The organism is Brevibacterium sp. CBA3109, from assembly GCF_040256645.1.
Classification (GTDB): domain Bacteria; phylum Actinomycetota; class Actinomycetes; order Actinomycetales; family Brevibacteriaceae; genus Brevibacterium; species Brevibacterium koreense.
Genome location: NZ_CP158281.1, coordinates 841,258 through 854,682 on the forward strand (window position 1 = coordinate 841,258; position 13,425 = coordinate 854,682).

The 13,425-nt window shown below is 63.1% G+C and carries 9 protein-coding genes; 6 read left to right on the forward strand and 3 right to left on the reverse strand.

The window, feature by feature from the left end:
- Window positions 1-426: a TadE family protein gene (locus AAFP32_RS03825; RefSeq protein ID WP_101642232.1), complete on the forward strand. Its 426-nt coding sequence runs from the start codon at window positions 1-3 to the stop codon at window positions 424-426.
- Window positions 423-740, forward strand: coding sequence for an Rv3654c family TadE-like protein (locus AAFP32_RS03830; protein WP_350270709.1), 318 nt, complete (start codon window positions 423-425; stop codon window positions 738-740). The genes AAFP32_RS03825 and AAFP32_RS03830 overlap by 4 nt, the downstream gene beginning before the upstream one ends.
- A gap of 28 nt (window positions 741-768) precedes the next feature.
- Here the strand turns inward: AAFP32_RS03830 and AAFP32_RS03835 are convergent, their stop codons facing one another.
- Complete coding sequence (locus AAFP32_RS03835; protein WP_350270710.1) at window positions 769-3,045, reverse strand: DEAD/DEAH box helicase; 2,277 nt, start codon at window positions 3,043-3,045, stop codon at window positions 769-771.
- 55 nt (window positions 3,046-3,100) lie between these two features.
- Here AAFP32_RS03835 and AAFP32_RS03840 point away from each other — a divergent pair, with 55 nt between their 5' ends.
- Both AAFP32_RS03840 and topA read left to right on the forward strand, forming a co-directional pair.
- Window positions 3,101-4,849: a class I SAM-dependent methyltransferase gene (locus AAFP32_RS03840; RefSeq protein ID WP_350270711.1), complete on the forward strand. Its 1,749-nt coding sequence runs from the start codon at window positions 3,101-3,103 to the stop codon at window positions 4,847-4,849.
- Between the two features lie 135 nt (window positions 4,850-4,984).
- Entirely contained in the window at window positions 4,985-7,870 is a 2,886-nt protein-coding gene (gene topA / locus AAFP32_RS03845; protein ID WP_350270712.1) for a type I DNA topoisomerase, read from the forward strand.
- A gap of 195 nt (window positions 7,871-8,065) precedes the next feature.
- On the opposite strand, the gene AAFP32_RS03850 is transcribed toward topA, so the two are convergent.
- Together AAFP32_RS03850 and AAFP32_RS03855 are read right to left on the reverse strand one after the other, a co-directional pair.
- On the reverse strand, window positions 8,066-8,617 hold the full coding sequence (locus AAFP32_RS03850; RefSeq protein ID WP_420883383.1) for a GNAT family N-acetyltransferase: 552 nt from the start codon (window positions 8,615-8,617) through the stop codon (window positions 8,066-8,068).
- A gap of 30 nt (window positions 8,618-8,647) precedes the next feature.
- The gene (locus AAFP32_RS03855) at window positions 8,648-9,382 is read right to left on the reverse strand and encodes a lipoate--protein ligase family protein (protein ID WP_350270713.1); all 735 of its coding nucleotides are present in this window, start codon (window positions 9,380-9,382) and stop codon (window positions 8,648-8,650) included.
- A 115-nt stretch (window positions 9,383-9,497) separates the two neighbouring features.
- Between AAFP32_RS03855 and tmk the strand changes: the two genes are divergently transcribed.
- Together tmk and AAFP32_RS03865 are read left to right on the forward strand one after the other, a co-directional pair.
- Entirely contained in the window at window positions 9,498-12,266 is a 2,769-nt protein-coding gene (tmk, locus tag AAFP32_RS03860) for a dTMP kinase (RefSeq protein WP_350270714.1), read from the forward strand.
- On the forward strand, window positions 12,267-13,424 hold the full coding sequence (locus AAFP32_RS03865) for a DNA polymerase III subunit delta' (RefSeq protein WP_101642238.1): 1,158 nt from the start codon (window positions 12,267-12,269) through the stop codon (window positions 13,422-13,424).
- Window position 13,425 lies beyond the last annotated feature (1 nt).

Sequence of the window (13,425 nt, forward strand, 5' to 3'; positions counted from 1 at the left end):
ATGGCGACCGGATGCTCCTGTGATCCACGACGAGAGAAGCAGCACCGTGATGCGGGAACGGCCACCGCAGAATTCGCCGTTGTCATGCCCGCCATCGTGCTTCTCATCATCGTGCTCACAGGGGCAGCCGCCGTCGGCTTCTCCCAGCTGAGAGCCTTCGACGCAGCCAGATCCGCAGCCCGAGAGATCGCCCGCGGTGAACCGCAGGCAGCGGTCGTGTCCGAAGCGAAGAAGCACGCTGGAAAGGCGTCCGAGGTGCTGGTCCGCTCCGAAGGCGGATATTCGACGGTGACCGTCACCATCGAACTCCCGGCGGCGATCATCTTCCTCAGCGAAGTCGAAGCAGCGGCGACGGCGCGAACAGAGGGAAGCCGCTCCACCGCCGCTGAGGCCCAGGGCCAGCACACTTCAGGTGGACCGCCATGACGAACATCGTTGTCGGACTGTGCTCAATGGTCCTGGTCCTCGCCACCGCCATCGGCGGACTCAGCCAAGCATTCGCAGCCCACAGCACCGCGCAGAGTGCCGCCGACCTTGCGGCGCTCGCGGCAGCCGACGCAGTTCGCGGAATCGTCGCTGGCGAACCCTGTGACATTGCGAACGAGGTCGCGAAACGCAACGGCGCAGTCGTCAACGACTGCCGCGCCTCACTGACGGAGCAGAGCGCATATGTTCAGGTGGAGGTCGAAATCCCCGGTCCGCTGCCGAAGGTGAAGGAAAAAGCGGTGGCTGGGAAGTAGAACGAGTGGTCAAAAAAGACGGAGGTTGTCACCCCAGAGCGGCCCGCAGCAGTCGCAGAGCCGCATCCTTTTCCAACGGTTCATTGCCGTTTCCGCACTTCGGTGACTGCACGCACGAAGGGCAGCCGTCGACGCATTCGCACGCAGCGATCGCATCACGTGTCGCCCCCAGCCAACCTTCGATGACCTCATAGCCGCGCTCCGCGAATCCAGCTCCACCGGCGAGACCGTCGTAGACGAAGACCGTGGCCATCCCGGTGTCAGCATGGCCGGCGGTGGAGACACCGCCGATGTCCCACCGGTCGCAGCCGGCGAACAGCGGCAGGAGCCCGATTGACGCATGCTCGGCTGCGTGTACGGCACCGGGAAGATCGGCCTGAACTATCTCAGCTTCATCCAACAGCGTCTGTGGAATCGTCCACCACACGGCCTTGGTCTCCAGGGTACGTTCGGGCAGATCAAGCTCATGTTCGGCGAGGATCGCCCCGCCGCGCTTCGCCCGCATCCGATAAGCGATGACATGGTCCTTGACGTCGACGGTCCCGCTGTACACCGTCACCCCAGAAGGAAGGGCACGGTGCCGGTCGGTGTTGACGATGTCGATCTCGGTCTGGGACCGGGCCTGCGTCGTGTAGTCGACCTCGGCGCGCTCCACGAGTGCAACTCGATCCTCGAGATCAAGATCGAGGACAGTGAAATCGGCACCCTGATGCGTATAGACCGCGCCTGGGTGAGCACCGGTGAAGGCCCCCGACTCGTCAACGGTGCCCAGCAGTGCACCGCTGCTGGCCTCGACGAGACGGAACTGGCCGCCCCCGCTGCCGCGGATATCGGACATATCCGCTGCAGATTCGTCCTTCGCCCAGAACCACCCGGTGGGGCGTGCCCGCAGGAGCTTTCGTTCGACCAAGTCGGCGAGCACCTCACCGGAATTGTCGGGGAAGTGAACGAGATCCGCCTCCGTCAGGGGCACCTCGGCGGCCGCAGCACACAGGTGCCCGCCCAGAACGTGCGGATTGCCGGGATGGATGACTCCCGCATCGACGGGAGCATCGAAGATGACCTCGGGATGGTTCACGACATAAGTGTCCAGCGGGTCGTCACGGGCGATGAATACGGCCATCCACCGCTGTCCCGCGCGTCCCGCACGACCAGCCTGCTGCCACAGTGACGCCAGGGTCCCGGGCCACCCGGAGATGATGACGAGGTCGAGGCCCGAGATGTCGATCCCAAGCTCAAGGGCATTCGTCGACGCCACAGCCAGAAGACGTCCCGATCGCAGTGCGGATTCGAGGAGTCTGCGCTCCTCTGCAAGATAGCCGCCGCGATAGGCCGCGACCTTGTCCTTCAACGAGTCATCGACTTGACCGACCTGGTCACGCACGGTCGAGGCCAGTGCTTCGGTGCCGCGGCGGGAGGCGATGAACGCAATCGATCGATAGCCTGCACACATCGCGTCGGTGAGGATATCTGCCGCTTCGACCAGACCACTGCGGCGCTCGCCGCCGGGGGAGACCGGTGGCTCCCAGAGGGCGAAGCTGCCTGAGGCACGGGGAGACGAATCCTGGTTCACCGCGTGCACGTCGCGTCCGGTGAGCTTGGAGAACGCCTCATCCGGGTTCGCCATCGTCGCAGACGCTCCGATGACCACCGGGTGAGCCCCGTAGTGCGCGGCGATGCGCAGCAGACGGCGGAGGATGAGTGCGACGTGGGAGCCGAAGACTCCACGGTAGCGATGAGCTTCGTCGATGACGATGAAGCGCAGCGATTTGAACAGCCGGGCGAACCGTTCGTGCCGCGGCAGGATCCCGCGGTGGAGCATGTCCGGGTTGGTGAACACGATGTTGGCGTGCCGTCTCGCCCAATCCTTCGACGCCTGAGACGTGTCCCCGTCGTAGGTGGCCGGTCGCATGCCTTGGACGATGAGCTTCTCCAGGTTCGCCATCTGGTCCGCGGCCAAGGCCTTGGTCGGTGCGATGTAGATCGCCGAGGAGGTGCGCAGTTTCGTGCGGGTGCTCTGAATGGATTCGAGGACCGGAAGCCAGAACCCCAAGGATTTCCCCGAGGCAGTCGGCGTGGCGATGACGACGTCGGAACCGTCTCGCGCGGACTGCGCAGCTTCGAGTTGGTGGTCCCAGAGTTGATCGACGCCGATGGCATGACAGGCGTGTTTGAGTTCTTCGTCGATCCACTCCGGCCAGTCCGACTCATGTTCGAACCGCTGTGGAATATCGCGCACGTGGACGATCCGTTCATCCCTGGCACCGAACCCGGTGACGATGTCGAGAAGAGCAGAAGAGGCCATGGCCCCAATTATGGCGCAGTCAGGGTCATCGAAGTGCAGTCGTTAGGATTTGTGTGTGATTGAACAAGACATGACCCTCGTGGCAGACCAACTCTACCGGGCCGGGTACACCGAGCCGCGGCTCCGGCAGTTCTGGGGTGGACCCATCGCCTCCGCGCTGGTGCGCAACAACGGCGCCCCTGCGATCCACTTCTGCCAGAATCTGCTCGAAGCAGCTGAGGCACATGGGCAGGCACGGAATCGAGGGGAGGCCCCGAGTCCGTTCGACCAGCACCTAGCGGCACTGGCCATGCTCTTTCATTTCCATCGTGAAGTCAGTACCGAAACGGCGCGTGCCGCCCTCGGCGAAGACGCGTTCGGTGTCGCTGTCGACGCCGGACTGCTCGTGCCCAGCAGAAGTGACAAGATGAGCAACGGTGACGCGACAATCAATCGTGACCTGATGAGCAACGATGACGAGTCTTCGAACGCCGAGGTGGGAGATCCGGGATACGTGTGCGCTCCGTTTGCGATCACTCCCTATGATCTGCCGGTCGGCGTTCCACGCGGGTTCCGCCCCGGTGACGAAAACCTGTATCTTGTCAGCGACCATGGAACTCTCATCAATCCCGATGTTCTCGACGGTGACTTCGTGCTCGGACTCGGCGGGGCGGGACGCACGCTCGTGTCGCTGACGCCGCGTGACCATGTCACCATCTCCGCCGACATCGGCACCGGGTGTGGGATCCAGGCTCTGCTCTTGGCCCGTCACAGCGACCGCGTCATCGCCACCGACATCTCCGAGCGCGCCCTGCACCTGACTAGACTCAGCGCTGGACTCAACGGTGTCGACAACATCGAACTCCGGGCAGGATCAATGCTTGAACCACTGCGCGAACAGGTCGATCTGCTCGTGTCCAACCCGCCCTTCGTCATCACCCCGCGCACCACCGTGGCCAACTTCGAATACAGGGACGGCGGGATGACCGGGGACCGGCTGGTGCGGTCCCTGTTCACCGCGATTCCCGACCATCTCCAAAGGGGCGGGCGTTCCGTGTGCCTCGGGAACTGGGAGACCACCTCGGCGGTGGGTGCAGGACCGGAGGCCTGGGTCACGGACCCGGACACCTCGGTGCTCGTCATCGAACTCGAGGCACTTGACCCCATCGCCTATGCAGAGACGTGGATCCGGGACGGAGGCATCCCTCGTGCCGGCCAGGATTGGAACGCGGCAACCGCAGCCTGGATGGACGACTTCGACACGCGTGACGTGAGAGAGGTCGTCTTCGGATACGTCATCATGCACAAGCCAGAACACGCGTCGACGGCCGACTATGCTGCCCCAGCGATTGCCGATCATGGGATTGCCACCGATGCCGGGCAACCGCCGTCGACGTTCAAGACCAAGGTCAGGACCACCTCGGCGATTGCGAACAATCCGCATGGACTCGCACAGTTCGTCACGACCACGTTCGCGCTGAGGTCGTGGCTGGCAACTGCTGCAGCCGAGGAGATCGCGAACACCGTATTCACCCGCTCTCCGGACCTCGTCGAGCACCGCCACCATATGCCCGGAGAATCAGATCCGAGCTCGATCACGCTGGAACAGGGCATCGGCTTCGGACAGGTCTTCGACCTCGACACAGCTTTGGCTGGATTCGTCTCAGTCGCCGACGGCAGCCTGACTCTGCGGCAGACAGCGGTGGCTCTTGCGCAGCTGCTCGACGTCAACCCGACCGCGCTCGAAGACCAGCTCATCGCTCAGGTGAGACAGCTCGTCGCTGCCGGTGCACTGCTGCCTGTGCACGATGGGAAGCAGGAATAACGGTAGTATCGAAAACCGTTGCCGTTGAGGTTCACTGCATCAACCCGATGCAGGTCGAGCACGATCATCAGTGTTACATTGGGCCGGATCGTCCGTTTATTCGATCAACCGGCGCCGTGAGAGGAATGTGAAAGCGTGACCACAACCGAGAAGCAGCCCCGCCGTCTCGTCATCGTCGAGTCCCCGACGAAGGCGCGAACGATCGTTGGGTACCTCGGAGAGGGTTACGACGTTGAGGCGTCGGTCGGCCACATCCGTGACCTTCCCACCCCGTCCGAACTCCCGGCAGACATGAAGAAGGGGCCATACGGAAAGTTCGCTGTCGACGTCGACAACAATTTCGATCCCTACTACCGCGTCGACCCGGGCAAGAAGAAGAAGGTCACTGAACTCAAGCGTCTTCTCAAAGACGCCGACGAACTCTATCTCGCAACAGATGAGGACCGCGAAGGTGAGGCAATTGCCTGGCACCTTCTCGAAGTCCTCAAGCCGAAGATCCCCGTCAAGCGCATGGTCTTCCACGAGATCACCCCTGAAGCCATCGAACGGGCTTTGGAGAACACCCGCGAGATCGACGTCGCCCTCGTCGACGCACAGGAGACTCGCCGCATCCTCGACCGCCTCTACGGCTACGAGATCTCGCCCGTCCTGTGGCGCAAGATCCGTGCCGGACTCTCTGCCGGTCGTGTCCAGTCTGTGGCGACACGTCTCGTTGTCGAACGCGAACGCGAACGCATGGCCTTCGTCTCCGCCGATTACTGGGACCTCGATGTCGACCTGGGGCTGCCCGATGGCAGCAGCGCATTCGCCGCGAACCTCACGACCCTCGATGGCTCTCGTGTGGCCTCGGGCCGCGACTTCAATGACAAGGGTGAGCTGAAGAACTCCTCGGCCACCGTCGTCGACCAAGCCAAGGCCGAGGAGCTGGCGACACAGCTCAACGGCACCGCGAAGAACGCGCTGACGGTCACGGCCGTCGAATCGAAGCCGTACTCACGCAAACCGGCTGCTCCGTTCACGACCTCGACCCTGCAGCAGGAAGCCGGGCGCAAGCTGCGCATGAGCGCCCGACAGGCCATGCGCACCGCCCAATCGCTGTACGAACACGGCTACATCACCTATATGCGTACCGACTCCTCCGCACTGTCGGGCCAGGCGATCTCCGCGGCACGGAAACAGGTGACCGAACTCTACGGTCCCGAATTCGTCCCGCAGTCGCCTCGCTCCTACTCGGGTAAGCAGAAGTCGGCGCAGGAGGCCCACGAGGCGATCCGTCCCTCCGGTGACTCCTTCCGCACACCGGCCCAGGTCTCGAAGTCACTCAGCGGCGACGAATTCCGTCTCTACGACCTGATCTGGAAGCGCACCGTCGCCAGCCAGATGGCCGATGCCAAGGGCAAGACAGCAACGATCAAAGTCCGTGCTGACCTTGCTGACGGTCATGAGGCCGGCTTCAGTGCCAGCGGCACCGTCATCACCTTCCGCGGATTCCTCGCTGCCTACGAAGAGGGCACCGACGCCGGACGCTACGACACGAAATCCGGTGAGTCACGCCTGCCGCAGGTCGACGAAGGTCAGGCCCTGTCCGTGGTCAAGGCCGAAGCCGACGGTCACACGACGGCTCCACCGCCACGCTTCACAGAAGCCAGCCTGGTGAAGCAGCTCGAAGAGCTCGGCATCGGCCGACCCTCGACGTATGCAGCCACGATCTCCGTGATCCAGGACCGCGGCTATGTCACCACTCGCGGCAATGCCCTGGTTCCCAGCTGGTTGGCGTTCTCTGTCGTCCGCCTCCTCGAAGAGCACTTCACCAGGCTCGTCGACTACGCGTTCACCGCAGACCTGGAGTCCGAGCTCGACCGTATCGCCATGGGCGAGGAAGACCGCAAGGCGTGGTTGGCTCGCTTCTACTTCGGCGACAAGTCCCAGGACCGCGAAGGACTTAAGGAAGTCGTCGACGACCTCGGCGACATCGATGCCCGCGAGGTCAACACCGTTGTCATCAGCGAAGGCGTGAATCTGCGTGTGGGTCGCTACGGCCCGTACCTCGAGGTTCCGGCCTCTGAAGAGGGCGCGGACCCGAAACGTGTGTCTGTGCCCGAAGATCTGGCCCCCGATGAGTTGACCGCAGCCAAGGCTGCTGAACTCATCGAATCGCAGGGTGATGGCGACCGTGAACTCGGTGTCGATCCCGAGACCGGACACACGATCGTGGCGAAGAACGGGCGATTCGGTCCCTATGTCTCCGAGATCCTGCCCGAGCCCGAAGAGAAGCCCAAGCGCGGAGCGAAGAAACCGAAGCCTCGCACCGGCTCCCTGTTCAAGTCCATGGACTTGAACTCGATCGACCTCGAGACTGCACTGACACTGCTCAGCCTTCCCCGAGTCGTCGGCCAGGATGAAGAGGGCACCGACATCACCGCCCAGAACGGCCGCTACGGCCCGTATCTGAAGAAGGGCACTGACTCACGGTCGTTGACCGAGGAAGATCAGATCTTCAACATCACCTTGGACGAGGCACTGAAGATCTACGCCCAGCCGAAACAGCGCGGCGGTCGCCAAGCGGCAGCACCGCTGAAGGAACTGGGCGAAGACCCCATTTCGAAGAATCCGGTCGTCGTCAAGGACGGTCGCTTCGGTCCCTACGTCACCGACGGCGAGTTCAACGCGACCTTGCGCAAGGACGACACCGTCGAGTCGATGACCATCGACCGTGCCGCCGAGCTCCTGGCCGAGAAGCGTGCGAAGGGACCGGCTAAGAAGAAGGCGCCGGCGAAGAAGGCTCCTGCCAAGAAGACAACTGCGGCGAAGACCACGGCTGCGAAGAAGACCACGGCTGCGAAGAAGACCACGGCGAAGACAACTGCGGCGAAGGCTCCGGCGAAGACTGCTGCCAAGTCGACTACGGCATCGAAGTCGACAACCACAGCGGCAAAGAACACGACCGCGGCGAAGAAGACAACCGCTAAGTCGACGACCGCGGCGAAGAAGACAACGGCGGCCAAGCCGAAGACTCCCTGAGGCCGCGCGGCCCCTCCTCGTCTAGACGGTGGGTCGTTTGGGCGTTGGGCGTTGCAAGTGTCAGCAGTACACCGAGTTGTGGAAGTTTTGGGACGATATCTAGACGGAGAATCGGCCCATTTCTTCCTCAACTCCCGCTGGCGGCAACTCGGGCTGGTGACGTCGCGGCGACAGAAATCAGATAGGTGAAACCTGTCAGCCTCTCGACTCGTGCTCTTCCGATTCGGCGGCAAATGAGTCCAAGGCTTCACCGTCGAGACGGAAGGTCTCCCACTCGTCCTGAGCCTTCGCACCCAGTGAGCGGTAGAACCCGATGGAGGGCTCGTTCCACTTGAGGACGCACCACTCGAGTCGGGTCAGACCCCGTTCCTGGCAGATCTGAGCCAATCGCCCCAGCAGGGCTTTGCCCGCCCCGTCGCCGCGATGATCGGGGTCGACGAACAGATCCTCGAGCCAGATCCCGTTCTTTCCCGTCCAGGTGGAGAACGAGTGGAACCAGATCGCGATACCGATGATCTGCCCTTCCACCTCGGCGACGAGCCCGTAGGTGTTCGGATGCCCATCGTCTGGGAACATCACTGCAGCGAAGTCGTCTTCGGTGGCTTCGACCGCTTCGGGTTCCATTTCGTACACGGCCAGAGCCTGGACCAGTCGGAGAATGTCCGGCAGGTCGTTGTGTGTCGCCTCGCGCACATTCATGAGGTGATGGTCTCCAATCGCTTCGGTGTCGCAGTGCAGGGTTGTCATGGCACGGAGGGTGTCACAATGCAGGGGGTGTTACAGCACGTGGGTGCCGGACTTGTCCGGCAGCGCCGCGAGTTCGTCAGCGGTGGGCTCACCGGGAGTGTGCGGATCGGCGTGGGCATAGTAGGAGGCGAACGCCTCGGCGACGGTGTCGGTCGTGATCTCGGGGTGAGCTTCACTGATCGCGCCTCCCGTGGTCGGGTCCCACTCGATGCCCAGAGCAGCCTCGACGTCGGTGAGGACGGCACGGATGGGATCAGGGTCCTCGACGATCACAGATGACGAGAACAGCCACGCCCCCGAGACCACCCGCTGTGCGGTTCCGATCGCTTTGATCCGACCGGCCACGTTGACGCTGTGCTCACCGGGACAGTACTCCCCGGGAATCTCGCCGAGGCGGGCGTCGACCCCGATGCTTCGCAGCACTTCGACGTAGTCCTGCCCGAACCCGGTGAACCTGGCGGTCGTGTCCTTGATGAACGCATCACTGGGTTCGATGTGGTCGATGACCAGCGATCCCCGATGATAGGCGGCGGCTCGCCCACCGAGGCTGCGCAGAGCTGGAGTGAAACCGTGATCTCGGGCTGCTTCGATGGCTGTCGGGAACCCGGGGAGGAAACGATCCCTGGCCCCGAATGCCACCGTCGGTGCGGGCCGGTACATCCGCAGCGTCGCCCCGCGGCTGCCATGCTTGACCGAGTCGAGGAGGACTCTGGCGAAGGCGAGTTCCTCGATCGGGCCCAGTCCGGTGGTCGCTACTGCTGACATAGCGGTATTCGTTGTGTGCACGCAATCAAGAGTAGAGGATCAGGCATCTGGGCAAAGAGATCCGGTCGGTTCCAAGAGATATGTCAGTCGCGGCAGATATTGTAGGTCTGTGAGTATGTTGACGACTACAGGACATCGACTTCCCGGAGCCCCTGGCCGGTTGGTTGCCGAGACCGCTGCCTGGGGCGCACTGATCGTACTTGTGGCGATCAGCTATGTCGTGGCGGGCACCAGCGGATTCTTCGCCACGATCGGCGGGAGGGCCTTTACTGCAACGGCCGACAGTCTCGGTGCGGGAGACTTCGACAATCAGCTGGGGAGCCTGTCGCTTCTCATCGTCTTCGTTCTCGCCGGGGCCGGACTGTTCATTCCGCAGAAGATCTTGGCGAGCAGGGGCCCAGCCGCCCGCAAACTCGCACTCAGCATTGCTGCTTTCGTCGAGGCAGGGCTTCTCATCGTCCTCAGCCTCGCGCCGAGCGCCTGGCTGACCTGGGTCACCGCACTGTTCCTCGGAGCCGTCGTCGGCCTTCTGCTGAGCATCAATCCCTTCTCGAACGAGAAGCCGTGGCGTAGGGTCGGCATTCCTGCGGCGGTCCTCGTCTTCGTCTCCTTCGCCTTCCAGATCATCGGTGGTTCCGTCGCTGGCACTCAGGCTCTGGGGTGGATGAGTCTCCTGGTGGGCGTCGCCATGGCCGTCGGCGCCGTGATCATCTTCCTCACTCCTGAGCGCGCTCTCCACGCCGAATCAGCGACAACTGGCGCATTCCCCGCGATCAAGGCTCGCGTGGCCAGACCTGCCGCGACCATCAAGACACCGTGGGTCTGCATCGCACTGTTCGCGGTGCTGGGAACCACAGTCATCCTCGCGCAGCCGACCGCTGTCGAACACAGCTTCGGTCAAGCGGGCTTCGCCCTCATGATTGCGTCGTGCTTGGTGGGTTGGGCCATCGGATTCGAGATGGGGCCCACCTTCGCTCCCGGAATGTCGAGGCCGCGTGTCTCTGCGTTCGCGTTGGCCGTGTCAGGAATTCTGCTGATCGCTACGGGAGCCATCAATGAGCTCTCCGGCAAGGTCGTTCTGTCCGCAGTCATCGCCTTCCTCGTCGGAGTCGGCGTGCGTTCACAGCCCTACGACTTCTCGCGGCGGGTCGGGGCAGTCGGCGGTGCAGTTGTCGCCCTCATCCTCAACTCCATCGACCTCGGCATCGCCGTCCCTGTCGGTTCGGCCATGGAATGGCTGTTGGCCCCCAGCGACGTTGCGTTCGGAATCATGGGTTTGGCCGCTCTGGTCGCCGGCATCATCGGACTCTTCATCTTCGACCCACACGGCCTACAAGGCCTGTCCGTTGACATCGTGCACGGATTCCGTCCTCCCAGCACCCTCGAGAACGGAGCGAACGACGGCATCGGAAACTCCGTGGAACGGCTGGGAGCCGGATTCTTCATCGCCATTGAGGGCGGTGACGGTTCGGGCAAGAGTACACAGATCAAGCGGATCTCACGGATTCTCGCCGATGAGGGCCACAACGTCGAAGCCACGCGCGAACCAGGTGGAACCGAGCTGGGGCGACAGATCCGTTCTGTCCTCTTCGACTCCGAACCGCCCAGCCCTCGCACCGAGGCGCTGCTCTTCGCTGCCGACCGCGCCCACCACGTGGCCTCTTTGGTAGATCCGAGCCTCGACGCTGGAAACATCGTCATCACCGACAGATACATCGATTCGACGATCGCCTACCAGGCCGCTGGCCGCAACTTCGACCCGAAGACGATCCTGGCGCTGAGCAAATGGGCGACTCAGGGTCTCGTCCCGCACCTGACGATCGTCCTTGACATCGATCCCGAGATCGCCGCAGCGCGGATGGGCGCACGCGGCGAGAACAACTACCTCGACGAGGAGAACCAGCAGTTCCACCAGCGGGTCCGGCAGACCTACCTGACACGTGCACACAAAGAGCCCGACCGCTACGTCGTCCTCGACGCATCGGTATCCGAGGATGAACTGACCGACGGAATCCTCACCTCCATCCGCACCCGTTTGCCGCGGCAGGCGGGCAGTGCGTCCGCCCCCGATGCAGGTGTCGCCACCGGTGTGTCAACCGGCGCCGAGGTGGCTGCAAGTCAGCCCTCCGAGGCCGTCGTGGGCAATCCGTCCGAGGAATCAGACGAGGCGCAGTCTGCGCAGTCGCGAGACGAAGAATTGATCGAGAACGCCTCAACAGCCGACGATGAGGATTTCACTCCCGAGCCCGGGGTCCGGTTCGTCCCGTTGTCGGGTGAACGGTTCGTCCTAGAGGCTGGGGGGCGTCGGGAATCCGAAGAGCGCAATGACGGAGTGGAGACGGAGAGAGTTGACCTCGGCGCTGATCTGCGCCAACCAGGTGAGCTGGATCAGTCGGAGACCCAAGGCAAGGCTGTCAGTGATGACCAGCCTGCCAGCGATGACCAGCCGGGCAGCGATGACCAGTCGGCCAGCGGGCAAGTACCAGTCGATGGGGCCGAACCTGAGTCCGAGGAAGAAGCTGCCACAACGGTCCTGCCGGCCCGCGGTTTCACCCCGAGCGCAACAGTGCAGGACAATGACGACGACGATGATGACGGTGTCCCGACAGACGTGATCGAGACACGTTCTTCGGAAGAAGCGCAGACTCGTGTCGTCAAGCAGGTCGAGAATCGCAGCGACGATGATCCCCGCACGGGAGACAGGCCCCGCACCGAGAGCGGGGGCGAGAATGCAGAGACAACAGTTCTGCCCGTGCGCAGCCCCCGACAGATGAGTCGAGAGCGACTGCAGGCCCAGGCGGAGATCGAACGTCAGGCACGCGAGCGGCTGCGCAAGCAGCGAGAACGCAACCATCAGCGCTTCAACAACCCGGAAGGTCACTGAGTGAGCGTCTTCAATGAGCTCGTCGGCCAGGACGACGTCATCACCCAGCTCAGGTACGCTCTCCAATCGCCGGGTGCGATGACCCATGCCTGGCTATTCACCGGGCCTCCGGGGTCCGGCCGGTCCAATGCAGCACGAGCCTTCGCTGCGGCACTGATCTCCGGCGGTGAAGACCCCAACGGTGTCACCGCGCGCGTGCTCAAGGGGCATCACGAATCGTTGACGATCATGTCGACTCAGAAATCGGTGATCGCCATTGACGAAGTGCGGGAACTGGTGTCGAGAGCACAGTCAGCTCCAGTCAACTCCCCGTGGCGAGTCGTCATCATCGAAGACGCAGACAGGATGAGCGAGCGGACGGCCAACGTCCTGCTCAAGGCCATAGAGGAGCCACCCCCAGCCACGGTGTGGCTGCTGTGCGCGCCAAGCCCCATCGATGTGCTCACCACGATCCGTTCTCGGTGCCGTCCAGTTCGTCTGCGCATTCCCTCTCGCGATGCCGTGGCGCAGCTCCTCATCGAACGAGACCACGTCGATGAGGACCGAGCAAAGTGGGCAGCAGCCGTGGCGCAGAACCACATCGGCCGGGCCAAGTACATGGCGCTCAACGAGTCCGCAGGTGAGGAGCGCAAACAGATCCTCGCGATCCCGGGCAAGCTGACCTCCGTCGGGGCAACCATCCGTTTGGCGGGACGCATCGTCGACGAAGCCGCGGAGACCGCAAAGTCTCGTGTCGAGGAACGCAATGCTTCGGAACGCAGCGATCTCATGGCGACTTTGGGCATCGAATCCGAGAAGTCCATTCCACCCTCGGCGAGATCTCAGATCAGGAAGCTCGAAGAGGAGCAGAAGCGACGGTCGGTGCGCGCCCGCAACGATGAACTCGATCGGATCTTCCTCGAACTCATGAGCCTCTACCGCGACATCCTCATGCACCAGTTGGGGATCCGCGACGGGTGGATCAACGCCGGCGAAGTCGATCTCATCGCCGAGCAGGCGAACAGGGACGGACCCGACACGACTCTGCTGCGCATTGACGCCATCACCCAGGCGAGACGACGGCTGCAGACGAACATGTCGCCCGTGCTCATTGTCGAATCGGCGTTCGTGCTGCTGTCGAACCCCTGGCTGCTCGAGGACCGCACCGGGGCGCTGTGAA

Excerpts from the sequence above, each read along its gene's own strand:
- AAFP32_RS03825 (WP_101642232.1), top strand. The coding sequence starts at position 1 with ATGGCGACCGGATGCTCCTGTGATCCACGACGAGAGAAGCAGCACCGT.
- AAFP32_RS03830 (WP_350270709.1), top strand. The coding sequence starts at position 423 with ATGACGAACATCGTTGTCGGACTGTGCTCAATGGTCCTGGTCCTCGCC.
- AAFP32_RS03835 (WP_350270710.1), bottom strand. The coding sequence starts at position 3,045 with ATGGCCTCTTCTGCTCTTCTCGACATCGTCACCGGGTTCGGTGCCAGG.
- AAFP32_RS03850 (WP_420883383.1), bottom strand. The coding sequence starts at position 8,617 with ATGACAACCCTGCACTGCGACACCGAAGCGATTGGAGACCATCACCTC.
- AAFP32_RS03855 (WP_350270713.1), bottom strand. The coding sequence starts at position 9,382 with ATGTCAGCAGTAGCGACCACCGGACTGGGCCCGATCGAGGAACTCGCC.
- tmk (WP_350270714.1), top strand. The coding sequence starts at position 9,498 with ATGTTGACGACTACAGGACATCGACTTCCCGGAGCCCCTGGCCGGTTG.